The sequence below is a fragment of the Pseudonocardia sp. NPDC049154 genome, from assembly GCF_040648315.1.
Taxonomy (GTDB): Bacteria; Actinomycetota; Actinomycetes; order Mycobacteriales; family Pseudonocardiaceae; genus Pseudonocardia.
This window is the reverse complement of the sequence record NZ_JBEZDN010000093.1, coordinates 1-23,223: the sequence shown is the minus strand read 5'-3', so window position 1 is coordinate 23,223 and position 23,223 is coordinate 1. Positions and strand designations below refer to the sequence as shown.

At 75.6% G+C, this 23,223-nt stretch carries 21 protein-coding genes; 9 read left to right on the top strand and 12 right to left on the bottom strand.

The genetic code is table 11. The features are described 5' to 3' along the window. Positions 1–5 precede the first annotated feature (5 nt). Genes AB0B41_RS31385 through AB0B41_RS31375 form a run of 3 tightly spaced genes read left to right on the top strand, consistent with a single transcriptional unit; the run spans position 6 to position 2,490 of the window. On the top strand, positions 6–1,019 hold the full coding sequence (locus AB0B41_RS31385; RefSeq protein ID WP_358209742.1) for a branched-chain amino acid ABC transporter permease: 1,014 nt from the start codon (positions 6–8) through the stop codon (positions 1,017–1,019). Beyond that, entirely contained in the window at positions 1,016–1,786 is a 771-nt protein-coding gene (locus AB0B41_RS31380; RefSeq protein WP_358209740.1) for an ABC transporter ATP-binding protein, read from the top strand. The genes AB0B41_RS31385 and AB0B41_RS31380 overlap by 4 nt, the downstream gene beginning before the upstream one ends. Continuing rightward, entirely contained in the window at positions 1,783–2,490 is a 708-nt protein-coding gene (locus tag AB0B41_RS31375; RefSeq protein ID WP_358209739.1) for an ABC transporter ATP-binding protein, read from the top strand. Before AB0B41_RS31380 ends, AB0B41_RS31375 begins: the two co-directional genes overlap by 4 nt. Positions 2,491–2,496: 6 nt before the next feature. Here the strand turns inward: AB0B41_RS31375 and AB0B41_RS31370 are convergent, their stop codons facing one another. From AB0B41_RS31370 to AB0B41_RS31335, 8 genes are all read right to left on the bottom strand, one after another. Beyond that, positions 2,497–2,691: a hypothetical protein gene (locus AB0B41_RS31370; protein WP_358209737.1), complete on the bottom strand. Its 195-nt coding sequence runs from the start codon at positions 2,689–2,691 to the stop codon at positions 2,497–2,499. Continuing rightward, complete coding sequence (locus tag AB0B41_RS31365; RefSeq protein ID WP_358209735.1) at positions 2,688–4,373, bottom strand: AMP-binding protein; 1,686 nt, start codon at positions 4,371–4,373, stop codon at positions 2,688–2,690. The genes AB0B41_RS31370 and AB0B41_RS31365 overlap by 4 nt, the downstream gene beginning before the upstream one ends. Further along, the gene (locus tag AB0B41_RS31360; protein ID WP_358209733.1) at positions 4,354–6,438 is read right to left on the bottom strand and encodes an acetate--CoA ligase family protein; all 2,085 of its coding nucleotides are present in this window, start codon (positions 6,436–6,438) and stop codon (positions 4,354–4,356) included. Before AB0B41_RS31360 ends, AB0B41_RS31365 begins: the two co-directional genes overlap by 20 nt. After that, a complete protein-coding gene (locus AB0B41_RS31355) occupies positions 6,435–8,009 on the bottom strand; it encodes an FAD-dependent monooxygenase (protein ID WP_358209731.1) in 1,575 nt (524 codons plus the stop codon). Before AB0B41_RS31355 ends, AB0B41_RS31360 begins: the two co-directional genes overlap by 4 nt. A gap of 3 nt (positions 8,010–8,012) precedes the next feature. Next, complete coding sequence (locus AB0B41_RS31350) at positions 8,013–8,837, bottom strand: fumarylacetoacetate hydrolase family protein (RefSeq protein ID WP_358209729.1); 825 nt, start codon at positions 8,835–8,837, stop codon at positions 8,013–8,015. Then, on the bottom strand, positions 8,834–9,931 hold the full coding sequence (locus tag AB0B41_RS31345; RefSeq protein ID WP_358209727.1) for a cupin domain-containing protein: 1,098 nt from the start codon (positions 9,929–9,931) through the stop codon (positions 8,834–8,836). Before AB0B41_RS31345 ends, AB0B41_RS31350 begins: the two co-directional genes overlap by 4 nt. After that, positions 9,928–11,304, bottom strand: coding sequence for an aromatic acid/H+ symport family MFS transporter (locus AB0B41_RS31340; RefSeq protein WP_358209725.1), 1,377 nt, complete (start codon positions 11,302–11,304; stop codon positions 9,928–9,930). The genes AB0B41_RS31345 and AB0B41_RS31340 overlap by 4 nt, the downstream gene beginning before the upstream one ends. A gap of 130 nt (positions 11,305–11,434) precedes the next feature. Then, positions 11,435–12,256: a PaaX family transcriptional regulator C-terminal domain-containing protein gene (locus AB0B41_RS31335; protein ID WP_358209723.1), complete on the bottom strand. Its 822-nt coding sequence runs from the start codon at positions 12,254–12,256 to the stop codon at positions 11,435–11,437. 182 nt (positions 12,257–12,438) lie between these two features. Here AB0B41_RS31335 and AB0B41_RS31330 point away from each other — a divergent pair, with 182 nt between their 5' ends. Further along, positions 12,439–13,155, top strand: a complete 717-nt coding sequence (locus AB0B41_RS31330; RefSeq protein WP_358209721.1) for an alpha/beta hydrolase — start codon at positions 12,439–12,441, stop codon at positions 13,153–13,155. Positions 13,156–13,307: 152 nt separating this feature from the next. On the opposite strand, the gene AB0B41_RS31325 is transcribed toward AB0B41_RS31330, so the two are convergent. Further along, a complete protein-coding gene (locus tag AB0B41_RS31325; RefSeq protein WP_358209719.1) occupies positions 13,308–13,772 on the bottom strand; it encodes a MarR family transcriptional regulator in 465 nt (154 codons plus the stop codon). Positions 13,773–13,801: 29 nt separating this feature from the next. Here AB0B41_RS31325 and AB0B41_RS31320 point away from each other — a divergent pair, with 29 nt between their 5' ends. The 5 genes from AB0B41_RS31320 to AB0B41_RS31300 all read left to right on the top strand — a co-directional run bounded on the left by AB0B41_RS31320 (position 13,802) and on the right by AB0B41_RS31300 (position 17,016). After that, positions 13,802–14,329, top strand: coding sequence for a cupin domain-containing protein (locus AB0B41_RS31320; RefSeq protein WP_358209717.1), 528 nt, complete (start codon positions 13,802–13,804; stop codon positions 14,327–14,329). Between the two features lie 62 nt (positions 14,330–14,391). Continuing rightward, a complete protein-coding gene (locus AB0B41_RS31315; protein ID WP_358209715.1) occupies positions 14,392–15,090 on the top strand; it encodes an energy-coupling factor ABC transporter permease in 699 nt (232 codons plus the stop codon). Continuing rightward, complete coding sequence (locus AB0B41_RS31310) at positions 15,087–15,404, top strand: energy-coupling factor ABC transporter substrate-binding protein (RefSeq protein ID WP_358209713.1); 318 nt, start codon at positions 15,087–15,089, stop codon at positions 15,402–15,404. Before AB0B41_RS31315 ends, AB0B41_RS31310 begins: the two co-directional genes overlap by 4 nt. After that, the gene (gene cbiQ, locus AB0B41_RS31305) at positions 15,404–16,144 is read left to right on the top strand and encodes a cobalt ECF transporter T component CbiQ (protein WP_358209711.1); all 741 of its coding nucleotides are present in this window, start codon (positions 15,404–15,406) and stop codon (positions 16,142–16,144) included. Before AB0B41_RS31310 ends, cbiQ begins: the two co-directional genes overlap by 1 nt. Positions 16,145–16,152: 8 nt before the next feature. Continuing rightward, the gene (locus AB0B41_RS31300) at positions 16,153–17,016 is read left to right on the top strand and encodes an ATP-binding cassette domain-containing protein (RefSeq protein ID WP_358209709.1); all 864 of its coding nucleotides are present in this window, start codon (positions 16,153–16,155) and stop codon (positions 17,014–17,016) included. Positions 17,017–17,256: 240 nt separating this feature from the next. On the opposite strand, the gene AB0B41_RS31295 is transcribed toward AB0B41_RS31300, so the two are convergent. The 3 genes from AB0B41_RS31295 to AB0B41_RS31285 form a co-directional block, all read right to left on the bottom strand. After that, positions 17,257–17,595, bottom strand: coding sequence for an STAS domain-containing protein (locus AB0B41_RS31295; protein ID WP_358209707.1), 339 nt, complete (start codon positions 17,593–17,595; stop codon positions 17,257–17,259). Positions 17,596–17,720: 125 nt separating this feature from the next. Beyond that, on the bottom strand, positions 17,721–22,361 hold the full coding sequence (locus AB0B41_RS31290) for a Pls/PosA family non-ribosomal peptide synthetase (RefSeq protein ID WP_358209705.1): 4,641 nt from the start codon (positions 22,359–22,361) through the stop codon (positions 17,721–17,723). A gap of 150 nt (positions 22,362–22,511) precedes the next feature. After that, positions 22,512–23,223: MFS transporter (locus tag AB0B41_RS31285; protein WP_358209703.1), on the bottom strand; the 712-nt coding region annotated here is incomplete at its 5' end.

The following is a 23,223-nucleotide window of genomic DNA, read 5'->3' as shown; positions in this document are numbered from 1 at the left end:
CGGACGTGCCCGAGGTACCCGGGAACGTGGTCGGCGGGACCGCGGCGCCCCGCCCGCCGGTCCGCCGCCGGTACGCGGCGGTGCCGGCGGTCGTCGTCGTGCTGGTGCTCGCCGCCGCCCCGCTCTTCCTGGCGCCCTTCGCCACCACCACGCTGACCCGGCTGCTGGTGTTCGGGCTGCTGGCGGTGAGCCTCGACCTGCTCGTGGGGGTGACCGGGCTGCCGTCGCTCGGGCACGCCGCCTACTTCGGCGCCGGCGCCTACGCCGCCGGCTGGGTCTCGATCCACGTCACCCCCGCCGTTCCGGTGCCCCTCCTGGTGGGGGCGGTGGTCGGCGGCCTGGCCGCGGCGGCCACCGGCTGGGTCGCCGTGCGCTCGGCCGGGGTGTTCTTCCTGATGCTCACCCTCGCGATCGGCGAGATCCTCGCCCAGGTCGCGCAGAGCTGGGACACGGTGACGGGCGGGGCCAACGGCCTCGCGGGCATCCCCGCGGCCCGGCTCGGCGGCGCGCCGCTGCTGAACGCCGGGTTCCTCTACTGGTACGTGCTGGTCGTGGGCCTGCTGATGTTCGCGGTGGTGTGGGTGCTCGCCCGGTCCCCCTTCGGCGCCGCGCTGCGCGGGATCCGGGACAACGAGCCGCGGATGCGCGCGATCGGCTACCCGACGACGGTCTACAAGTACGCCGCGTTCGTCGCCGCCGGCACTGTGGCCGGGGCCGCCGGCTCCCTGCTCGCCGCCCAGCAGCGCCTCGTCACGCCCGCCGACCTCGGCTTCACCACGGCCGCGCTGGCCCTGCTCGCGGTCGTGATCGGCGGCGCGGGCTCGCTGTGGGGCCCGGTGGTCGGCGCGGCGCTCGTCGTCCTGGTGCGCGACGCCCTCGGCCCGAGCCTCGGCGGCCACGGCGAGCTGCTGCTCGGCGTGGTGTTCGTGCTGGTCGTGTACCTGCTGCCGCGGGGCGCCGCCGGGCTCGCCGGGCTGCGCCCCGTCCGGTTGCGCCCCTTCCGGAGGAGGAGCCCGTGAGCGCCCTGACCTGCCGCGGGCTGCGCCGCTCGTTCGGCGCCCTCCGGGCCGTCGACGCGGTCGACCTCACCGTCGAGCCCGGCGCCCGGCACGCCCTGATCGGGCCCAACGGTGCCGGCAAGTCCACCCTGTTCCGGCTGCTCACCGGCCGGATGCGGGCCGACGCCGGTACCGTGCACCTCGGCGACCGGGACGTCACCGGGCTGTCGGAGGTGCGCCGCTGCCGGCTCGGGATGAGCCAGACCATGCAGCACGCGAGCCTGTTCGCCTCGCTGACCGCCGCCGAGACCGTCGCGCTCGCCGTGCGCCGGCACGGTCCCGCGGGCGGCGGCGCGCGGATCGTCCCGTGGCCGGGCCGTCGTCCGGCGGTGGTCGAGCGTACGGACGAGCTGCTCGCGCAGGTCGGGCTCGGCGACCGGGCCGGGCTGCCCGTGCCCGCGCTCTCGCACGGCGAGCGCAAGCAGCTGGAGGTGGCCCTGGCGCTCGCCTGCGCCCCCACCGTCCTGCTGCTCGACGAGCCCGCCGCCGGCATGTCCCCCGCGGAGAGCGCGCGGCTGCTCGTCCTGCTGGCCGGGTTGCCGCGGGAGGTGACGGTGCTGTTCGTGGAGCACGACCTCGACCTCGTGTTCGACCTCGCCGACCACGTCACGGTGCTGCACCTGGGCCGGGTGCTGTTGTCCGGCACGCCCGACGAGGTGCGGGCGAGCGACGCCGTCCGCGAGGCCTACCTCGGCACCGCCCGCCGCGAGGAGCTGTTCACGTCATGACCGGATCCTCGCTGCGGGTCGAGGCCCTGACCGCCGGCTACGACCGCAGCACCGTGCTCGCGGGTGTCGACCTGAGCATCGCCCCCGGCGGCGCGCTCGGCCTGCTCGGCCGCAACGGCGTCGGCAAGTCCACCCTGGTCATGACGCTGATGGGGCTGGTCACGCCCACGTCCGGCCGGGTCCTGCTCGACGGGCGGGACGTGGCCGGCCGGCGGCCGGACGTGATCGCCCGGGCCGGGGTCGCGCTCGTCCCGCAGGGGCGGCGGGTCTGGGCGCCGCTCACGGTGGCCGAGCACCTGGCGCTGGCGGCGCGGGGGCACGGCCGGCGGTGGACCGTCGACGCCGTCCTCGACCTCCTCCCCCGGCTGCGGGAGCGCCTCGGGCAGCCCGCCGGGCGGCTCTCGGGCGGGGAGCAGCAGATGCTGGCCGTGGCCCGCGCCCTGGTCACCGATCCCCGCCTCATGCTGCTCGACGAGCCGTCCGACGGCCTCGCCCCGGCGATCGTCGACCAGATCGCCGACCTGCTCGGGACGCTCCGCCGGGAAGGGGTGGCGATCCTGCTGGTCGAGCAGGACCTCCACCTGGCCTTCGCGGTGTGCGACGAGATCGCGGTGATGGAGAAGGGGCGGATCGTGCACCGGGTGGGCACCCCGGAGTTCCGGGCCGACCGCGCCACGGCGCACCGGCTGCTCGGCGTGGCCTGACCCGCCTCAGAGCCGGCGCGGCAGCGACGGCCGGGTCGGGTCCGCGATCCGGCCGGTCAGCCGGCCGACCACCTCCGCGGCGGGCCCGGTCACGGTGCCCACCGGTTCGCCGGCGCCCACCCGCCACGTGCGTGTGCGGTCGACCGGCACCAGCTCCGGCGACGGGCAGTCCTCCCTGCCGGACAGGGCGACGGCGCTCACGCGGACGCCCCGGCGAGCCGGTCGGCGATGTCGGCCCGCAGCGCCTTCTTGTCGATCTTGCCGACCTTCGTCGACGCGAGCTCGTCGACCACCACCAGGTGCTCGGGCAGCTTGAACCGGGCGACGCCGATCCGCTCCATCGACGCCCGGATCTCCTCGAGCGTCACGGCCGCCCCGGCCCGCGGGACCACGTAGAGGCAGACCCGCTCCCCGAGCTCGCGGTCGGGCATCGCGACCGCCGCCACCTGCGCGACGGCCGGCAGCTGGTAGACGAGGTTCTCGACCTCCTCGGCGGAGATCTTCTCGCCGCCGCGGTTGATCATGTCCTTGTCCCGGCCCTCGACGATCAGGTTGCCCTCGGGGGTGCGCCGGCAGATGTCACCGGAGCGGTACCAGCCGTCGGCGGTGAAGGCGCGGGCGTTCTGCTCAGCCGCCCTGTAGTAGCCGCGGGGGGTGTACGGGCCGCGGGTGAGCAGGGAGCCGGGCTCGCCCTCGGGCACGTCCTGGTCGAGCTCGTCGACGAGCCGCACCTCGTCGTCCGGGCACATCGGCCGGCCCTGGGTGGTGCAGACGACCTCGTCGGGGTCGTCGAGCCGGGTGACGTTGAGCAGCCCCTCGGCCATGCCGAACACCTGCTGCAGGGTGCTGCCGAGGACGGGCCGGACCTTGCGGGCCAGCTCGTCGGCGAGGCGGGCGCCGCCGACCTGCAGCACGCGCAGGCTCGCGACCGGTCCCCTGCCGTGCTCGGCGGCGTGGTCCAGCCAGCGCCCGGCCACCGCCGGGACGACGGCGGTGTGCGTGACCCCCTCGGCCTCGATCGTCGCGAAGGCCCGGGCCGGCTCCGGCGACGGCAGCAGGACGACGCGGCCGCCGGCCAGCAGCACACCGAGGATGCCCGGGCAGGCGAGCGGGAAGTTGTGCCCGGCCGGCAGGCTCACCAGGTAGACGGTGCCGGAGTCGACGCCGGCCACGCCGGCGCTGGCCCGGGCGTTGTAGGCGTAGTCGTCGTGCGTGCGGGCGATGAGCTTCGGCAGGCCGGTGGTGCCGCCGGAGAGCAGGAAGACCGCGACGTCCCGGCTGCCCACCGGCACCGCGTCGAGCCGCGCCCGGTCGGCGGCCGGGTCGGCGGCCGGCCTACAGAGCGCCCGCAGGTCCACGCTGTCGGGCGCGACGTCGTCGCCGGCGACGACCACGTGCCAGGGTCCCCCGGTCCGCGGCACCACCTCGCCGGCCAGCTCGTGCGCCAGCGCCTGGTGGTCGAAGTCGCGCATCCGGTCCGGTACCGCGATGGCGGTGGCCTCGGCGTGCGTGGCGAGGTGGGCGAGCTCCGTGCGGCGGTGCGCGGGCAGCGCCATCACCGGCACGATCCCGGCGCGCAGGCAGGCGAGGGTGAGCACCACGAACTCCCACCCGTTGCCGAGCTGCACCACGATCCGGTCGCCCCGGGCCAGGCCCAGGTCGAGCAGCCGGGCCGCGGCGGCGTCGGCCCGCCCCGCGAGCTCGCCGTGGGTCAGCCGCAGGCCCACGGCGGCGTCGACGAGCGCCGGGGCGTCCGGCCGGGTGTCGGCGACCTCGCGCAGCAGCGTGCCGAGCGGAACGCCGGCCCAGTAGCCCTTCGCCGCGTAGTCCTCGGCGAGATCCGCGGGCCAGGGCACCGTGTGGTCACCGATCGGGCTGGGCATCACTGGCCTCCGTGGGGATGACGACGGCGTCGAGCGCGACCAGACCGTCGGCGGTCAGGCGCAGGGGGTTGACCTCGATCTCGGCGAGGCCGGGATCGGCGACGAGCAGGTCGCCGAGGGCGGATGCGACCCGCCCGAGCGCGTCGGGGTCGAGGACCGGGCCGCCACGCCACCCGTCGAGCAGGGCCTGCCCGGTCAGCTCGGCCGGCATCTCGGCCGCCTCGCCGGGGCCGAGCGGGGCGAGCCGGATCGCGACGTCCGCCAGGGCCTCGGCGGTGGTGCCGCCCAGCCCGAGCAGCACGATCGGGCCGAACACCGGATCGCGGCGGGCGCCGAGCACGAGGTCCACCCCGGCGGGGGCCATCCGCTCGACGAGGTAGCGCCGCGCGCCGATCGCGTCGAGCCGGTCGAGGGCCTCGTCGAGCCCCGCGGCGTCGGCGATCCCGAGGTGCACACCGCCGATCTCGGTCTTGTGCAGCACGGCCGCGTCGAGGATCTTGACGGCGACCGGGCCGCCGAGCTCCGCGAGGCCGGCGTGCGCCTCGGCCCGGCTCGCGCAGGCCCGCCGCGGCGCGGTCGGGATCCCGAGCCGGTCGAGCAGCCCCTTGGCCGCGTGCTCGTCGTGCGCGCCCGCGACACCGGTGGGGACATGCCGCGGGACGACGGGGTCGGCCCGGCGGGCGCGCACGCGGGCGTCGGCGAGCAGGGCACCGACGCCGGCCGCGACGCCCCGCGGATCGGCGGCGACGGCGATCCCGGCGTCGAGCAGGGCGCGGCGGGCCCGCACCACCTCGTCGCCGGTCCCGCCGAGCCCGAGGACCACCGGCACGTCGTCGACCCGGCCCTCGCGGGCGGCGGCGACGAGGTCGACGGCGTCGGGCTCGTGCAGCGCGTACCCGGCGACCACGTCGACCTCGGGATCCCCGGCCACCGCGCGGAACACCCGGCCCAGCTCGGGGCCGGGGCGGCCGGTGTCGACCGGGTTGCGCTGGAAGGTCAGCGGCGGGAGCAGCCCGCCGAGCGCCTCCTGGGTGGTCGCGGCCAGCTCGGGTACCCGGGCGCCCCGGCCGCGCAGGTCGTCGAGCAGCAGCAGGCCCGGCCCGGCCTGGGCCGTCACGACACCGACGCCGGCCGCGCGCACGGGCCGCGCCCGGGTCACCGACAGCGCCCCGACGGCGTCGACGAGCTCGCGCTCGTCGCCGACCAGGACCGCGCCGGCCTGGGCGAGCGCCGCGCGCGTGGTGCGCCAGGAGGTCGCGAGGGCGCCGGTGTGCGAGGCGGCGAAGGCGCCGACGTCGTGCCGGCCGACCACGAGCGCCACCACCGGCCGCCGGGCCGCGAGCCGCCGCACGGCCGCGACCAGCCGGGGCCCGTCGGCCACCGACTCGACGTGCAGGGCGACGGCACCGGTGTCCGGGTCGTCGGCGAGGTGGTCGAGCACGTCGGGCGCCGAGACGTCGACGCCGTTGCCGAGCCCGACGGCGAGGCTGACCCCGTGCCCGGCCTCGGTGAGCAGGAAGGCGAGGGCGTGGTTGACCCCGCCGCTGGCCGCGACGACGGCGACCCGGCCGGGCCGGACCTGCGCGACCCCGGGCACGAAGCTCGCGGTCACCCCGGCGTGCGGGGCGAGGAACCCGCTGGTGTTGGGGCCGAGCAGGCGGATCCCGGTCTCGGCGACCACCGCCGCGAGCTTCTCCTGGTACCCGACGCCCGGGCCGCCGACCTCGGCGAACCCGCCCCCGCACACGACGGCCGCACCGGCGCCCGCCGCAGCGGCCTCGGCGAGCACCTCGGGGCAGGCCGGCGCGGGCACGCAGATCATGGCGAGATCGACGGGTCCGGCCTCGGCCGCGGTGCGCACCGAGGGGTGCATGGTCGCGTCGCGGCCGTTGACCAGGGCGAGGTGGCCGCCGCGCGCGGCGAACCCGCCCAGCGAGCGGGCCAGGGTCGCGCCGAGCTTGCCCGGGCTGCGGGAGGCGCCGACGACGGCGATCCCGCGCGGGGTGAAGAGCGCCCCCAGGCCCGCCGACCCCGTGGTGTCCCGGCGGGGCACGGTGCTCGTCACGCCGGCACCCCCACCAGGTCGGCGCGGCCGGAGAGCACGGTGGTGAGCGCGCGGTCGCGCACACCGTCCCCACCCTCGACGTCGACCAGCAGCGCGGGCAGGCGGTCGTGCAGGCGGGCCTGCTCGCAGGTCAGCGTGCGGGTCAGCGCGGTGCCGCCGTGCACGGCGACGAGGACCGGCGGGGTGTCGAGGCGCGCGAGCGCGGTGAGCCGTGCGAACACCTCCGGCAGACCGGCCTCGGTCTCCGGGGCGGCGACGAGCGCGCCCCACGGACCGGAGTCCGCGTGCTCCGCGAGCGGCAGGGTGTTCTCGACCGCTGCGGGCCCGCCCTCGCCGGCGGCGACCCGGACCAGCCGGCACGGCGTGGACCAGCCCCCGCGCGCGAACGGTGTGTCGAGCGGCTCGGCCCCGTGGGCGCCGACCCACCCGCGGTGGCTGGCGGCGACGAACTCCGGGTCCCGCTTCGCCAGCCGCGCGTCGGTGATGCTGCGGGAGAGGAAGTGGTACGCGAACTGCCACGGTTCGAAGGCGTCGTGGTACTCGCCGAAGTGCTCCCACCAGGCGAGGCTCGGACGCGCGGAGTCCTGGATCTTCCGCACGGACGGCTGGGCGGCCTCCTCGTACGCCGCGAGGGCCGCCGGGAGGTCGTCGGGGTGCGCGGCGAGCGCCGCGGACAGCGCGACCGCGTCCTCCATCGCCATCTTCGTGCCCGAACCGACCGAGAAGTGAGCGGTGTGCACGGCGTCGCCGAGGAGGGCCACGGGGCGCGGCTGCAGCGCGTGCCACCGGCTGGTCCGGCGGGTGCGGAAGTTGCCCCAGCGGGAGTTGTTGGTCAGCAGCCGCTTGCCGTCGATCTGGTCGGCGAACAGCTTCTCCAGGTACTCCTTCGAGACCAGGTCGCTCTCGCCCGGCGGCCGGGTCACGTCGAACTCGTCGAGCCCGGCGCGCCGCCAGGACGCCTCGTCCGTCTCCACGATGAAGGTCGACATCTCGTCGGAGATCGGGTAGCCGTGCACGGCGAAGACGCCGTCGGGGCTGCGCTCGTGGACGAAGGTCAGGCCGTCGAACAGGTAGTCCGTGCCGAACCAGATGAACTTCGCCGTCGCGGTCTCGACCTCCACGCCCAGGTCGGCGTCGAGCTGCTCGCGGATCCTCGAGCCGGTCCCGTCCGCCGCCACGACCAGGTCGTAGTCGTCGAGCTCGGCGAGGGTGACCTCGGTGGAGAACCGCAGGTCGGCGCCGACGTCCCGGGCGCGGGCCTGCATCAGCGCCAGCAGCGTCTTGCGCACCACCGCGGCCATGCCGTTCCCACCGCAGCGGATCCGCTCGCCCTTCAGGCGCACCTCGATCTCGTCCCAGTGCCGGCCGTGCTCGGTCAGCGCCTGCCGCAGCACCGGGTCGGCCTCGTGGATCCCGGCCAGCGTGCGGTCGGAGAACACCACGCCGAAGCCGAACGTGTCGTCGGCCCGGTTCCGCTCGAAGACCGTGACCTCGATCGACGGGTCGGCCCGCCGGATCAGGGTGGCGAAGAACAGCCCTCCCGGCCCGCCCCCCGCGACGGCGATCCGCATGCCTCAGGCCCCTTTCACCAGGGTGTTGCGCAGCTCGCCGACGCCCTCGACCCGGGTGACCAGCTCGGAGCCCTCGGCCAGGTAGCGCGGGGGCTTGCGGGCGTGCCCGACCCCGCCCGGGGTGCCGGTGGCGATGATGTCCCCGGGCACCAGCGTGATCACCTGGGAGATGTAGGCGACGAGGTCGGCCGGGGAGAACACGAGGTCCGAGGTGTCGGCCTTCTGCACCACGTCGCCGTCGACCTCGCAGGAGATCTCCCCCGGCTCGGCGTCGGTCACCAGCCACGGGCCGACCGGCGTGCTGCGCTCGAAGGTCTTGCCCTGCAACCACTCCACCGACCGGTACTGGAAGTCCCGCGCGGTCACGTCGTTGACCACCGTGTAGCCGGCGATCGCCGCGGCCGCCTGCTCCGGGGTGGCGTGCCGGACCTCGGCACCGATCACCACGCCCAGCTCGGCCTCCCAGTCCACCTGCTCCGACCCCGCCGGCAACTCGACCGGGTCGTACGCGCCGACCAGCGCCCGGGCGAACTTGGCGAACAGGGTCGGGTACTCCGGCAGCTCGCGGCCCATCTCCAGGATGTGCGTGCGGTAGTTCAGCCCGACGCAGAACACCTTCTCCGGCCGCGGGACCAGGGTCGCGTAGTCCAGCCCGGCCAGGTCGTGGCGCCGGCCGTCCGCCGACTCCGCGGCGGCGCGCCAGTCCGGCCGGGCCAGGAACGCGCCGAGGTCGGCGGCCCCCAGCTCCACCGCGGCGGGATCGTCGCCGCTGTCGTCGAGCCGGACGGCGGCGGTGCCGGTGGCGGTGCGGATGGTCGCGAGCTTCACGAACGGTCCTCTCGTGCGGTGCGGGCAGTGCTTTCGGTCCGGGACAAGCCGAGGGCCTCGAAGACGGGGTCGTCGGAGTAGCGGAAGGCGTCGAGCCCGGGGTCGGTGTCGAACGCGAGGCCGGCCCAGGAGGGCACGCAGAACAGGTCGCCGCGGCCGACCTCGTAGCGCTCGTCGCCGACGGTCACCACGCCCGAGCCCTCGAAGACCTGCCAGACCGACGATCCCGCGGTCCGGGTCAGTGCGGTGGAGGTGCCGGCGCGCAGCCGGTGCATCTCGCAGCGCATGGTGGACAGGCAGTCCCCGGCCGTGGCCGGGTTGGTGAACCGGACGACGGCGTGCCCGGGCTCGACGACGCCGGGGTGCCCCTCGCGCTCCAGCTCGAGCTGCGCGGTCAGCGCGGCGTCGGTGTGCTCCCAGCGGTAGGCCATGAGCGGGGACGCCTTCGGCGCCGGTGCGCCCACGGGCGTCAGACCCGGGTGGCCCCACAGCCGCTCGTTGCGCGAGACCTCCGGGGTCTCCTTGGTGGCCAGCACGTCCGGGCCGAACTCGAAGAACCCGGCGTCCAGCGTGCGGACCAGCGGGATGTCCAGCCCGTCGATCCAGGCCATCGGGTGGTCAGTGGTGTTGTGGTGCTCGTGGAGGTGCATGCCCGGGGTGAGCAGCAGGTCCCCGCGCCGCATCGCGACCGGGTCGCCCTCGACGTTGGTCCACACGCCCTCGCCCTCCACCACGAACCGGAACGCGGTCTGGGTGTGGCGGTGCGCGGGCGCCTCCTCGCGCGGGCCGAGGTACTGGATCGCCGCCCACAGCGTGGGGGTGGCGTACGGGGTGCCGGGCAGACCGGGGTTGGCCAGCGCGATCGCGCGCCGCTCCCCGCCGCGGCCGACCGGAACCAGCTCGCCGGCCTTCTCGGCCAGCGGCAGCAGCGTGGACCAGCGCCACAGGAACGGCACCGAGTCCGGACGCGGGCTGGTCGGCATCAGCCCGCCGATCTGCGTCCACAGCGGCGTCATGTGCGCGGCGGCGAAGGCCGCGTAGAGCTCGTCGAGCTGCTCCTGCTCCTGCGGGGTGATCTCCGGTGCGGTGGTCATGCCGTCGTCTCCTCCTTCGTCGTGCCCGCGGTCGTCGTGGTGCCCGCGGTCCTCGTCGTGCCCGCGGTGAGGTCGGACGGGACCGCGGCCGGCCCGTCGCCCCGCCGCCGCGGGACCAGGGCGATGAGCAGCGCACCCGCGAGCGCGGGCACTGCGAACCCGTAGAAGTTCCACTCGAAACCGATGCCCGACGCCAGCACCCAGCCGCCGAACAGCGGCCCGACGATCGCGCCGGCCCGGCCGACCCCGAGTGCCCAGCCGAGGGCCGTCGCGCGGATCGCCGCCGGGTGGTGCACGGCCACGAACCCGTTGACCAGGATCTGCGTGCCCACGCTGCCGAGCCCGGCCACGGCGACCGCGACGAGCAGCAGCCCGGTGTCGACGCGCTGGCTCAGCACCGCCAGGCAGGCCGTGGCCAGCAGGAACGCCGCCACGGTGACCGGCTTCGGGCCGAACCGGTCCGCGAGCAGCGAGGCGACGACGGCGCCGACGATCGCCCCCAGGTTGAGCACGAGCAGGAAGGTCAGCGCGGATCCGAGCGGGTAGCCGGCCTGCCGCATGATCTGCGGCAGCCACGTGTTCAGCCCGTAGACCAGCAGCAGGCCGCAGAAGCTGGCCGCGCCGAACAGCAGCGTGGCGGCGAGGGTGCCCCGGCGGAACAGGGCCTTCGGTCCGGCCGCCCCCGCCGCGGCCGCCCGCTCCTCGCGCAGGGCGGGCAGGTCCACGCCGTACCGGGCCGCGAGGGCCGCCGCCTCGTCGTCGCGACCCTTCGCGAGCAGGTAGCCCACGGACTCGGGCAGGAACCGCCACGCCAGCGGCAGCACGACGACGAGCGGTGCGGCGCCGACGGCCAGCAGCGGGCGCCAGCCGTGGTCCGCGGCCAGCAGCAGCGCGAGGACCGCCGCGAGCACCCCACCCACCGAGTAGCCGGCGAACATCAGCGCGTTGTAGAGCTGCCGTCGGCCGCGCGGGGCGTACTCGACGGTCAGCGCGATCGCCGACGGGATGACGCCGCCGAGCCCCAGCCCGGCGAGGAAGCGCAGCAGTCCCAGCGCGCCGGGGCTCGGGGCGAAGGCGCAGGCCACCATCAGCACCGAGAACCAGGTGATGCCGACCAGCATGATCCGGCGGCGGCCGAGCGCGTCGGTCACCGCACCGGCGCCGAGCGCGCCGATCAGCATGCCGGCCACGGCGTAGCTGCCGATGGCGCCCGCCTGCGCCGGTCCGAGGTCCCAGCCCGGCTCGGCCAGCAGGCTCGGCACCGCCGAGCCGTAGACGATCAGGTCGTAGCCGTCGAAGACGATCGTCAGGAAGCACAGGGCGACCACGACGAGTCCGGACCGGGGGGTGGTCGGTCCTGTCGTCCGTGACACGGGCACCACGCTCCTCGTCGGTGAACGCACGCCGCCACCATGGCGGGTGCGGAGGTCACGTTACAACGTGACGCCGACGACCGTCCAGATCCTGTAACTAATGGGGCGGGGCGGCGGGCCTAACCCCGGCCTAACCCGCCTCCTCCTCCTGCATCGCCGTCCCGGTGAGCGCGTCGACGCAGGCCTCGGCGGGGCCCCGCAGCAGCCCGTGGGCCTCGAGGAACACCTCGTGGGCGAGCCGGCCGCTCCAGCCCTCCGGGAGGAGCTCGGGCGGCAGGTCCGGGTCGCGGAACGGGAAGCGGCGGTAGTCGTGGATCAGGTTCATGCGCTCGACCAGGGCGTCGGCGCCCTGCAGCTCGCCGGCCCGGTAGGCGGCGAGCCGCGGCCGGTAGGTCTCCAGCAGCTCGGCGTACGCCCGGTCGAGCTCCGCGAGGTCCCAGGACCGGGCGGCGATGTCCCGGTCCGCCGCGGTCCCCGCCGACCGCGAGCGGAAGACGTCGAGCTGCACGGCGGGCTCGCCGGCGAAGGCCTCGCGGACCAGCCCGGTGCGGTCGTGCGGGCTCAGCCAGACCGCCGAGGACAGCGGCCCGAACCCGAACCACGCGAGCTTCTTGCGCAGCTGCTCGCGGAGCCCCCGCTCGGTCTCGGGCACGGAGTAGATGACCATGTGCCACTGCCCGTCCCACGGGCCCTGGGCCCGGTGGAAGATGCGCTCGCGGCCCTCGTCGAGCAGCGCCCAGGCGGCGTCGGTGAGGGCGTAGACCGTCTCGCGGCCGTCCCTGCGGCTGGACAGCCAGCCCTCCTTGCGCAGCCGGGTCACCACGACCCGGACCGTGGGCTCGGGGACGTCGAAGCACCCCATCAGCGACACGAGGCTGCGCAGCCGGGCCTCCCCGCCCCGGTAGCGCAGGTAGTCGCCGAACAGGTCGAAGACCAGTGACCGCGCCTTCACGAACCCACCTCCCCCGCGCGCACGGACGCCGTGCGCCGGGCCCCAGTGTCCCACCCCGGGCGGTCGCACCCACGACGCGATCACCGGCAAGCTGCGCCGATCTCCGGTCGACCGGCGCGTGATTGACACGTCTGGGGGACGCTCGCCAGGATGTGCGCACCCCACTCGACGAGGAGCACCCGATGTCCGAGACCTTCGTGCTGATCACCGGCGCCTGGCACGGCGGCTGGGCCTGGCGGCCCGTGGCCGAGCACCTGCGGGCCGCGGGCCACCGCGTGCTCACCCCGACCCTGCCGGGGCTGCACGACGGCGACGACCCGACCCGGCACCACCTCGCGGACGTCGTCGACGCCGTCGTCGACCTGGTCGAGCGGGAGGACCTGCAGGACGTCACGCTCGTCGGGCACAGCTGGGGCGGCTACGTGATCACCGGCGCGGCGCCGCGGCTCGCCGGCCGACTGCGCAAGGTCGTGTACTGGAGCGCCTTCGTGCCCGCCGCGGGCCGGTCGCTGTACGACGAGGTGCCGCCGCAGTACCAGGAGCTGTTCACCCAGCTCGCGCAGGCGTCCGGCACGAACTCCGTGGCGATGCCGTTCGAGGTCTGGCAGGCCGCGTTCATGAACGACGCGCCGGAGGAGGTCCAGCGGGCCGTCCACGCGCTGATGGTGCCGCAGCCCTTCCAGTACTTCACCGAGACCGTCGAGCCGCTCGACCCCGCCGCGCTCGAGGTGCCCGTCGCCTACGTGCTGAGCAGCGAGGACGTCGCACTGCCGCCGGGCGAGTACGGCTGGGACCGGTTCGCCGGGCGGCTCGGGGTCACCCCGGTCGCCGCCCCCGGCAGCCACGAGGCCTGTTTCACCGAGCCCGCCGGCCTGGCCGAGGCCCTGCTGAAGGCCTGACGGTCCCGCGGCCGACCGGCGCGACGTCGTGCCGACGGCCGGCGCCCGACCGCAACACGCGCGACGACCTCGCCCCGGGGGAGCTCGGGCGAGGGCGTCGTGCGGGGGCTCAGGCGAAGCACGTGTGGGTGGGCGACGGCCTCGACGACGACTCAGCCCTGCGCCCGGTACGCGGCGCGGATTGCCTCGAGGTCCACGCGCAGGGCGTCGACGCGGTCGGCGCCGATCAGCCGGGCGACCTGCCGCTCGAGCTCGGGCACGAGGTCCTGGGCGATCGCGATCACGTCCCGTCCGAGGTCGGTGGGGACGACGAGCTTGGCCCGCCGGTCGGCGGGATCGGGCACGCGGTGCACGTAGCCGTGCACCTCGAGGTGCCGCACGAGCTCGGCCATGCCCTGCTTGGTCATCTGGGCGCGCTCGGCGAGCACGCTGACCGTGGTGCCGGTGTCGTCCAGGTACTGGAAGACGGCGCCGTGGGCCGCGCGCACCGCGGTGTGGCCGCGTTCGGCCAGCCGGGCCAGGGCCCGGGCGTTGAGGGCCACGAAGGCCTCCCGCATCAGCACGGCGAGGTTGGCCGGCCGCTCGGCACCCTTCCACTCGGGCAGACCCCTCGACACTGGACAAGCTCCCTGTCTATTCTCTCGACATGGACAAGTTACCTGTCGATTATCACACGGCCGAACGCCTGCACACCGGCCCGGACGAGGTCACCGTGGTCGCGACCTGCGAGCAGACCGGCGGCGCGCTCTTCGCGATCCAGATCCGCATGCCGCCCGGCGGCGGCCCACCGGTGATGCACCGGCACGACCCGGGCGAGGTCTACTACGTCACGAGCGGCGAGTTCACCTTCTACGTCGGCGGCGCCGACGACCCGGACCGCCGGCGAGTGACGGCCGGGACGGGCGCCGTGGTCCCGCTGGTCGGCGGCACCCCGCACACCGTCCGCAACGAGTCCGACCGGGACGCGGTGGCGTTCGTCGTCCACGCCCCGGGCGCGCCGATGGAGGGGTTCCTGCGCGCGGTGGCCGCACTGGACGGGGAGCCGGGGATGGACGACGTCCTCGCCGTCGCCGCCCGCTCCGGGATCGAACTGCTCGGCCCGATCCCGGACGACAGCCCGCAATGCGACGCGGCGGTGACCCGACCCACAGTTGAAGGAGTGTTCAACCGTTGACCTGATCCGGAGCGGAACCTTACGGTCCCACGGTCCGCGGAAGTGTCCGGAAGGAGCGGGTCGTGCACATCGCCGAGGGTTATCTCCCACCCCTGCACGCCGCGGCGTGGGCCGTCGCCTCCGCGCCGTTCGTGGTGCACGGGGCCCGGGCGGTCGTGCACCAGGTCCGGACGGACCCCGACTCGAAGCTGCTGCTCGGCGCGGCGGGCGCGTTCAGCTTCGTGCTCTCCGCGCTGAAGATCCCCTCGGTGACCGGTTCCTGCTCGCACCCGACCGGCACCGGCCTGGGGGCGGTGCTGTTCCGACCACCCGTGATGGCGTTGCTCGGGACGATCGTGCTGTTCTTCCAGGCCGTCCTGCTCGCCCACGGCGGGCTCACGACGCTCGGGGCGAACGTCTTCTCCATGGCGATCGTCGGGCCGTGGGTGGCCTACGGGACGTACCGGCTGGTCCGGCGGGCGGGCGGTGGCCTCGGGCTCGGGGTGTTCCTGGCGGCGGCCCTGGGTGACCTCGCGACCTACTGCGTGACCAGCGTGCAGCTCGCCCTCGCCTTCCCCGACGCCGCGTCCGGCGTCGGCGGCGCCATCGTGAAGTTCGGCTCGATCTTCGCGATCACGCAGATCCCGCTCGCCGTGAGCGAGGGCCTGCTGACCCTGCTCGTGGTGCGGCTGCTGGTCCGGGTGAGCCCGGACGAGCTGCGCCGCCTCGGGGTGCTGCCCACCCCGCCCGCGACGTCGACGGCGAAGGAGGTCGGCGCGTGAAGCGCTCCACGCTGGTCAACTGGCTGCTGGTGCTGGCCGTCGTGGCGCTCGCCGCGATCCCGGTGCTGTTCGTGCAGGGCGAGTTCGGGGGCGCCGACGGTGTCGCCCAGGAGGCGATCACCGAGTCCCACCCGGACTACCGGCCCTGGTTCACGGCGATCTACGAGCCACCTTCCGAGGAGATCGCCTCGGGGCTGTTCGCCCTGCAGGCCGCGATCGGCGCCGGCGTGCTCGGCTACTACTTCGGCGTGGCCCGCACCAAGCGCCGGCTCGGTCGCGGCACGACCGTGCAGCCTCCCGAGGACACCGCCTGATGCTGCCGCTCGACGCGGCGGCCTACACCAACCGGTGGCGGACCCGGCATCCCGGGGAGAAGGCGCTGCTCTCGCTCGGCCTGCTGGTCCTGACCCTGGTGCTGCCCACGTGGCCGGGCGCGGCGATCACCGGCGGGGTGGCCCTGGTGCTGGTCCTCGGCCCGGCCGGGCTGCCGGGCCGGGCACTGTGGCGGGCGGTCCGGGTGCCGCTCGGGTTCGTCGTCACGGGGATGCTGCCGCTGCTGGTCGCGGTCGGCGGGGACCCGTGGCTGCGGTGGGAGCCCGCCGGGCTCCCGCAGGCGGCACAGCTGGCCGGTCGCGCGACCGCCGCCCTGCTGTGCCTGCTGCTGTTCGCCGCCACGACCCCGCTCGCCGACCTGCTGCCCCGGCTGAACCGGCTCGGGGTGCCGCCGGCGGTCACCGAGGTCGCCGCGCTGACCTACCGCTTCCTGTTCCTGCTGCTGGAGTCGCTGCGGGCGGTCCGGGACGCGCAGGCGGGCCGGCTCGGCTTCCGCACCTGGCGGACCTCGTACCGCTCGCTGAGCGGGCAGGGCGCGGCGGTGTTCGTGCGCGCCTTCGACCGGGCCCAGCGGCTGGAGCAGGGGCTGGCCTCCCGCGGCTACACCGGATCGCTGCGCGTGCAGGTCGCGGCGCGCGAGCTCTCCCCCGCCTTCGTCGCGGCGACCTGCCTGCTGCTCGCCGCCGTCGTCGCGGCGACGCTCCTGCTGGTGCCGAGGTGAGGACGCCGGTGACCCCGATCCTGCAGGCCGACGGCCTGGTCTTCGCCTACGACCCGGCGCGGCCGGTGCTCACCGGGGCGACGCTGTCCCTGCACGAGGGCCGCCGCCTCGCCGTGCTCGGCCCCAACGGCGGCGGCAAGACGACCCTGTTCCGGCTCCTGCTCGGGCTGCTCGAGCCGGGCGGGGGCCGGGTGCTGCTCGACGGCGACCCCGTCCGCCGCGACCGGCGCGGCCTGAGCCGCCTGCGCGAGCAGGTGCAGCTGGTCCTGCAGGACCCGGACGACCAGCTCTTCGCCGCCGACGTCGCGCAGGACGTGTCGTTCGGCCCGCTCAACCTGGGCCTGTCCCCCGGCGAGGTCACCGCCCGGGTGGAGGCGGCGCTCACCGCACTGGGCATCGCCGACCTCGCCGACCGCCCGACCCACCTGCTGTCCTTCGGGCAGAAGAAGCGCACCGCGATCGCCGGTGCGGTCGCGATGCGCCCGCGCCTGCTGGTGCTCGACGAGCCGACGGCCGGGCTGGACCCGGCGGGCGTCGAGGAACTCCTCGCCACGCTCGACGAGCTGCACCGCGCCGGGACGACCGTCGTCCTCTCCACCCACGACGTCGACCTCGCCCACCGGTGGGCCGACGAGGTCGCCGTCGTGGCCGGGGGCCGGGTGCGGGTGGCCCCGGTCGACGAGGTGCTCGGCGACGCGGAGCTGCTGCGCTCGGCGCGGCTGGGCCCGGCCTGGGCGCCGGGCGTCCACCGGCTCCTGCGGGCCTTGGGCTCCGCGGCGCGCCCGCGCACCCCCGCCGAGCTGTACGCCGCGCTCGGGGAGATCGGGGAGCTCGCCGAGCTGTCCCTCCCGGTGGGCCGGACGGAGCCCTGAGCAGCGGGACCGGGCCCTCGCGGAGGGCCTCCGTCCCTGCCCGACGGGCCGTTGGGCCCTGCTGGGGACCGCGCGGACACGGGACGGTCGGCGCGGGGTCGCCCGGCCGAGGCCGGCGGTCCCGTGGCGGAGCACGATCGGGGCGCCCCCCTTCCGGCTCCGGGCCCGGTCGCCTCGTCGGCGACCGGGCTGGTTCGGGCCGCACTCCCCGTGGTCCACACCGCCGGGACCACGGGAGTCTCATCCGTCCGTGAGGGCCGGCCGGACGTCCACCGTGCCGGTCAGGCCGGCTGCCTCCAGCGCCCGGTGCGCCGGCCCGCCCCCCTCACCGGTCACGACGACCAGCCGGGAGCCCTGCTGGCGGGCCAGCTCGTGGAGGTCGAGCAGCGCGGCGAGGCCGCTCGGGTCGACCCGGGTCACCGCCGCGAGATCGACGACGATCGTGGTGCCGGCCCGGATGTAGGCCGTCAGCAGCTTCCGCGCGCTGCGGGTGTCGGGTGCGTCGAGCTCGCCGGAGAGGCGGACGAGGGTCCGGTCCCCCACCTCGATCTCGAGCCGGCACCCCTGGGGGTTCGTCATGTCGGTGATGGGCGATCGCCTCCTGCAGCGACGGGCCGGGCCGGGACGGGTCCGGGACGGGCCGGCGGCCGGGGGGCATCGCCGCCGGCCCGTCACGCTGCGTATCGGAGTGGTCGCTCGCCGTGTTACACCGTTGTCGGCACGGCCGGGAGCTCGCGCGCGGGGTTGCCGCCCCACCGCGCCCCGGCCGGGATCTCCTCGCCCTTCATGACGAAGGAGTCGGGGGCGATCTCCACCGCGTCGCCCAGGGTCACGCCGTAGTGCACGAAGGCGCCGACCCCCAGTGTCACACCCGAGCCGATGGCGATGTGGTCGGACTTGAAGGCGCCGTCCTCCTGCGAGTGGCATTGGATGATGCTGCCGAAGTTCAGCGTGCAGTCGTCGCCGATGGTGGTCAGGCTGCGCTCGAGGACGGCGCCGCCGTCGTCGAACACCCGCCGCCCGACCTTCGTGCCGACCAGGCGCATCAGCAGGTTCTTGTACGGCGTGCCGGCCAGCAGCCGGTCCAGCGGCGGCACCATCAGCTTCCAGTACCGCTCGTGGCGCCAGAAGCGCACGTCGTAGATCGAGCACGACTGCGGGCGCAGCCGCCGGAACCCGTTCCCCAGCCGCTCCCAGAACGCGAACCACAGGATCGTGAACAGCAGGGTCGCGGCGGACTGCACGGCGAACGCGGCCGGGCCCCAGTCGTGGTAGTGGTCCACCGCGAGCAGCGCCAGCAGCAGCGTCCCGAGCACCTGACCCCAGCGGACCAGCAGGAACAACCCGATGGTGCGCAGGTTGTGCCCGTTCTTGCGGCGCAGGCGCCGGCGGCGCTCCCGGACGTCGATCTCCAGGACGCGGTCCCGCTGCACGGTGCGCGGGATCTCGAAGGCGGGCGAGCCGAGCAGCCCCACGCCGTGGCGGACGGGCCCGTCGATCGGCACCGCGACCTTGGTGGCGAGCAGGCAGTCGTCGCCGGTGCGGCCGCCGATCGGGTAGGCGATGTTGTTGCCCAGGAAGTTGTTCGCGCCGATGGCCACCCGCGACGTGCGGAACGAGGTGCTGCCGAAGTCGGCGTTGACCACCGACAGCCCGTCGGCCACGACGGTGCCGCGCCCCACCGACGTCAGGAACGGCGTCTCCTGGGCCAGGTTCGAGCCGAAGTTCGAGCCCGTCTGCTCGACCCTCCCCAGGTCGTAACCCAGCAGGTACAGGTAGCTGACGATGTAGGAGCTGTCGCCGAACAGGTACACGAACAGCCGCACGTTCGTCAGCCGCGTGATCGTGCGGTGCAGCGAGTACCGCCAGCCGTACAACGGGTACAGGCGGTCCGGCCGCACGAACGGCGCCAGCATCCGCGGCACGGTGAACACCACCAGCAGCCCGACGAGCAGTCCGCCGACCATCAGCAGGACCGACTCGATCACGGCGTTGACGTAGAAGTGGGCGGTGGTGTGCCCGGCCGCGCCGGGCTGCAGCAGCTCCGCGAACCGCGGGACCTCGGTGAGCAGCATGAACAGGCCGCCGAAGCCCAGCGGCAGGTAGATCGCGAACAGCTTGGCCAGCTGGCTCGTCACGTAACCGGCCTTGCGCAGCGCCCGGATCCGGAGCGATGGGACGGCCCGGAAGTCGGTCCGAGTCGGCTCCGCGGGCGAGCCGTGCCAGCTCTGCCCCGCCGGGATGCTCTGCCCGCGATGCAGCGAGGACGCGTGCCCGAGCTGCGCGCCGTCGCCCATCGCGGTGCCGATGTCCAGCACGCTCTTCTCGCCGACGACCACGTCGCGGCCCAGCGTGACCCGCCCGGTCTGGATCGTCCCGGCGTGCGCCCGGTAGCCCAGCAGCACGGCGTCCTTGCGGATCACGGTGCCCGAGCCGATGGTGAGCAGGTCGGTGGCGACGGGCAGCTGCTTGGTGAAGATCGCGACGTTCTTGCCGATCTTCGCGCCCAGCGCGCGCAGGTACAGCGTGTACAGCGGCGACCCGACCATGACCAGCACCAGCGGGTTGGCCCGGGTCAGGACCCTGACCAGCCAGAACCGGAAGTACCGCAGGCTCCAGACCGGGATCTCCCCCTCCTTCCAGCGCCCGATCAGCACCCACTTCGCCACGACGGGCAGGACGCACATCGCCAGGAACGCGGCCGCGCCGGCGGCGACGGAGCGCACGTAGATGTCCAGCAGGCCGGTGCTCCCGAGGATCCAGACGTAGGCGCGGTCCATCACGTAGCCCAGGCCCGTCACGTACAGCAGGAAGCTGGCGAGCTGGAGGAACCCGGTGAGCAGGTAGCCGACGGTGCTGTGCCGCACGGGGGCGACCGGGGCCCGCGGCGGGGCCTGGACGGAGGCGGGTGCGGCCGCAGCGGCCATGCCCGCGATCGTCGGGTTGGCGTAGACGTCGCGGATGGAGATCGACGGCAGGTCCTCGCGAGTGCGCAACCGCGCGCAGAACCGGGTCATCACCATGGAGTCCGCGCCGAGGTCGTCGAACACGTTGCGGTCGGCGGGCACGTGGTCCACGGCCAGCACCTCGGCCAGGACCTGCGCCAGCCCCTCGACCACCGTCGCGCCGCCGGCGGGCGCCGGGGCGGGGGCGGGCATGGCGCCCGCGAAGGCCGCGGCGAGGCCGGCGATGGTCGGGTGGGCGTAGACGTCCTTGATCGAGACCGACGGCAGGTCCTCGCGGGTGCGCAGCCGCGCACAGAACCGGGTCATCACCATCGAGTCGGCGCCCAGGTCGTCGAACACGTTGAGGTCGACGGGCACGTGCTCGACGGCCAGCACCTCGGCCAGCACGCCGGCGAGCGCGGCGGCCAGGCCGGCGTGCGACGGCGCGGCCGGGGCCGGAGCCCCGGTCGGAGCCGGGACCGGGGCCGGCGCCGGGGCGGGCGCGGGCGTGGGAACGGCGGGCGCGGCCGGTGCGGGGGCGGCCGGTGCGGCCAGGATCTGGTCCAGGGTCAGGACCTCCGGCGCCGGAGGCGCGGCGGGCCGGAGGATCTGGTCCAGCGTGAGCACGTCGGGCCGCGGCTCGGCCGGGGGCTCGGTCTGCTGCTCGCCGTGGGGCTGGAGCTCCTCGATCTGCTCCTGCAACCGGGCGTTCTCGGCCCGCAGCACCGCCAACTCGGTGCCGCTCTGCGGGGCGGGCAGGGCGGGCAGGGCGGGCAGGGCCGCACGGTCCACGCGACCGTCGGTGGTCAGCGGGAGGGTGGCGAGCCGCTCCAGCCGCCCCGGGACGTGGCTCGCGGCCAGCCGGTCCCGCAGCCGGATCCGCAGCTCCTGCTCGTCGGCGGGACGGTCGGACCGGCAGGTGTAGTAGCCGGTCAGCTCGGTGCCGTCGGGGGCAGCGCCGTGCGCGACCACGACCGCGGACGCGACGCCGGGGACCGCCAGCATCACCGACTCGATCGCCGTGAGGTCGATGCGCTCGCCGCCCACGACGACCTGCAGCGCGATGCGGCCGCGGTACTCGATCTCCCCGCCGGCGTCGACCCGCCCCAGGTCGCCGGTGCGGTAGATCCGGCCGGAGGGGTTGCCGGGGATGCCGAGGAAGTCGTCGACGAACGCGTCGCCGGAGTCGAGGTAGCCGCACGCGAGGCCGAGCCCGGCCACGCCGATCTCGCCGGTCTCCCCGTGCGGCAGGGCCAGGGGGAACTCCGGGTCGAGCACCACGGCCGCGTAGGTGGGCAGGGGCGTGCCGACCGTCACCGGCCGGTTCGGGTGCGCCTCGGCCCAGGCCGCGGTCACGGTCGCGCCGGGCGGCACGTACGCCGTGAGCAGGCGCCGGCCGGGACGGTGCCACCGCGCAACCAGGCCGGGCGGGCACGGCTCCCCGGACACCAGCAGGAACCGCAGCCGGGGCAGGTCCCGCTCGAGCGTCGAGAGCAGCGCGGGGGTGGTGCACAGCGCGGTGACGCGGCGTTCGTCGAGCTCGGTGTGCAGTGCCGGGCCGCGCAGCGCGGGGCCGTCGGGCGCGGGCACCAGCGTCGCGCCGGCGGCCCACGCCATCCACACCTCCTCGATGCCGCCGCCGGAGGACAGCGCGCGGCCCTGGTAGAGGCGGTGCCCGCGGATCCCGAAGGTCTCCGAGGCGATGCGCACGGCGTTGCAGATGGCGCGGTGGTCGATGGCGACGCCCTCGGACCACCCCGAGTCGTCGGCGACGTGCACCACGTACGCGGGCCGGTCGTCGAGCCCGCCCCGCTCGGCGGGCTGCAGCCGCTGCGGGCTCATCTCCGCGATCAGCGCGGCGGCCTCGTCGACCGCGAGCACGTCGGCGCCGCCGCTGCGCAGCGCCTCCGGGCCCGCCACCCGGCCACGCAGGTGCGAGCGGCTGAGCACGATCCGCGCCGACGTGTCCGCGACGACGAACGCGAGCCGGTCGGCCGGCGCGTCCGGGTCGAGCGGCACGCACGTGGCGCCGATCTTCAGGACGGCGAGCAGCGCGACGTAGGCCTCGACGCGCTCGTCGAACAGCAGCGCGACCCGGTCGCCGGCCCCGGCCCCGTGCAGCCGCAGGTAGCGGGCGAGCCGGTTGGCGCGGGCGTCGAGCTCGTCGTAGGTCAGGGAGACGCCGGGGGCGTCGACGGCGAGCTGCCCGGCGCGGCCGTACTCGCGGATCCAGTCGCACCGCTCCTCGAAGACCGAGTCGAGGCGCTCGTGCCGGCGCACCCGCCAGCCCTGCGCCTCGTGCCGGTCGACGACGACCAGCTCCGAGAGCGGCACGTCCGGCCGGCCAGGGGTCGGCGGCCCGTGCTCGCCCGGCTGCGTGCCGGCTCGTGTGATCGACATGTGGTCCCCCGCTGCTCCACCCGACGTGCGGACCGCGTGGGGCGGGCCGCCGGTGGTCCGAGGGTGTCGGCGCGGCGGGATCCGGACAATGGGGACGCGCCTCCGGTCGTCCGGGGCTGTCCCCCGGACTCGCGGGGGTTGTCCCCCGGCTCAGCCGGGCCCGCCGTCCGTCGGGGCGGGGGCGGTATGTCGCCCGGCGGTCGCCGCCACCCCGACGACGGCGAGCACGGCGGCCAGCGCGCCCAGGCCGGCGGCCACGGAGGCGGCCGCGGCCACCACGCCGACGAGCAGCGGGCCGCCGGCGTCGCCCAGCTCGCGTCCGACCTCGGCCGAGCCCATCGTCTGGCCGAGCCGCTCCGGCGGGGAGGACGCGGCCAGCGACGCGAACGCGACGGGGGTGGCGATGCCGACCCCGAGCCCGATGACGACGGCCGACGCCACGAGCGCGCCGATCCCGGTGACCACGGCGGCGAGGACGAAACCGGCCACCATCAGCGCGAACCCGGCCGCGAGCGCGGTCCGGGTGCTCAGCCTGCCGCGGTCGTGCGCCCGGCCCGCGCGCGGCTGGACCAGCGTCGAGGCCAGCGCGAGGCACGCCACCACGGCGCCGGTCACGATCGGGCTGAGCCCGGACGCGGTCCCGAGCACCGGCAGGAACCCGACGGCCGTCGCCAGCGCCGCCGTGGTGCCCGCGAGCGCCGAGGTCGGGCGCAGGAAGGCCGGGGCGGAGAGCCGGCGCGCGAGGTCGACCACCGTCTGGCGCTGCCGCGGCCGCGCCGGCCGCGCGGGGGCGGCCCGGCCGGCCCACACCGGCACCACGGCGGCGCCGGCGGCGAGGACCACGAACACCCCGGTGGGCCCG

What these genes read in the sequence shown, in the direction of transcription:
- AB0B41_RS31375 (WP_358209739.1), top strand. Translation starts at nt 1,783, where the DNA reads ATGACCGGATCCTCGCTGCGGGTCGAGGCCCTGACCGCCGGCTACGAC.
- AB0B41_RS31365 (WP_358209735.1), bottom strand. Translation starts at nt 4,373, where the DNA reads ATGCCCAGCCCGATCGGTGACCACACGGTGCCCTGGCCCGCGGATCTC.
- AB0B41_RS31355 (WP_358209731.1), bottom strand. Translation starts at nt 8,009, where the DNA reads ATGCGGATCGCCGTCGCGGGGGGCGGGCCGGGAGGGCTGTTCTTCGCC.
- AB0B41_RS31345 (WP_358209727.1), bottom strand. Translation starts at nt 9,931, where the DNA reads ATGACCACCGCACCGGAGATCACCCCGCAGGAGCAGGAGCAGCTCGAC.
- AB0B41_RS31330 (WP_358209721.1), top strand. Translation starts at nt 12,439, where the DNA reads ATGTCCGAGACCTTCGTGCTGATCACCGGCGCCTGGCACGGCGGCTGG.
- AB0B41_RS31320 (WP_358209717.1), top strand. Translation starts at nt 13,802, where the DNA reads ATGGACAAGTTACCTGTCGATTATCACACGGCCGAACGCCTGCACACC.
- cbiQ (WP_358209711.1), top strand. Translation starts at nt 15,404, where the DNA reads ATGCTGCCGCTCGACGCGGCGGCCTACACCAACCGGTGGCGGACCCGG.
- AB0B41_RS31295 (WP_358209707.1), bottom strand. Translation starts at nt 17,595, where the DNA reads ATGACGAACCCCCAGGGGTGCCGGCTCGAGATCGAGGTGGGGGACCGG.
- AB0B41_RS31290 (WP_358209705.1), bottom strand. Translation starts at nt 22,361, where the DNA reads ATGTCGATCACACGAGCCGGCACGCAGCCGGGCGAGCACGGGCCGCCG.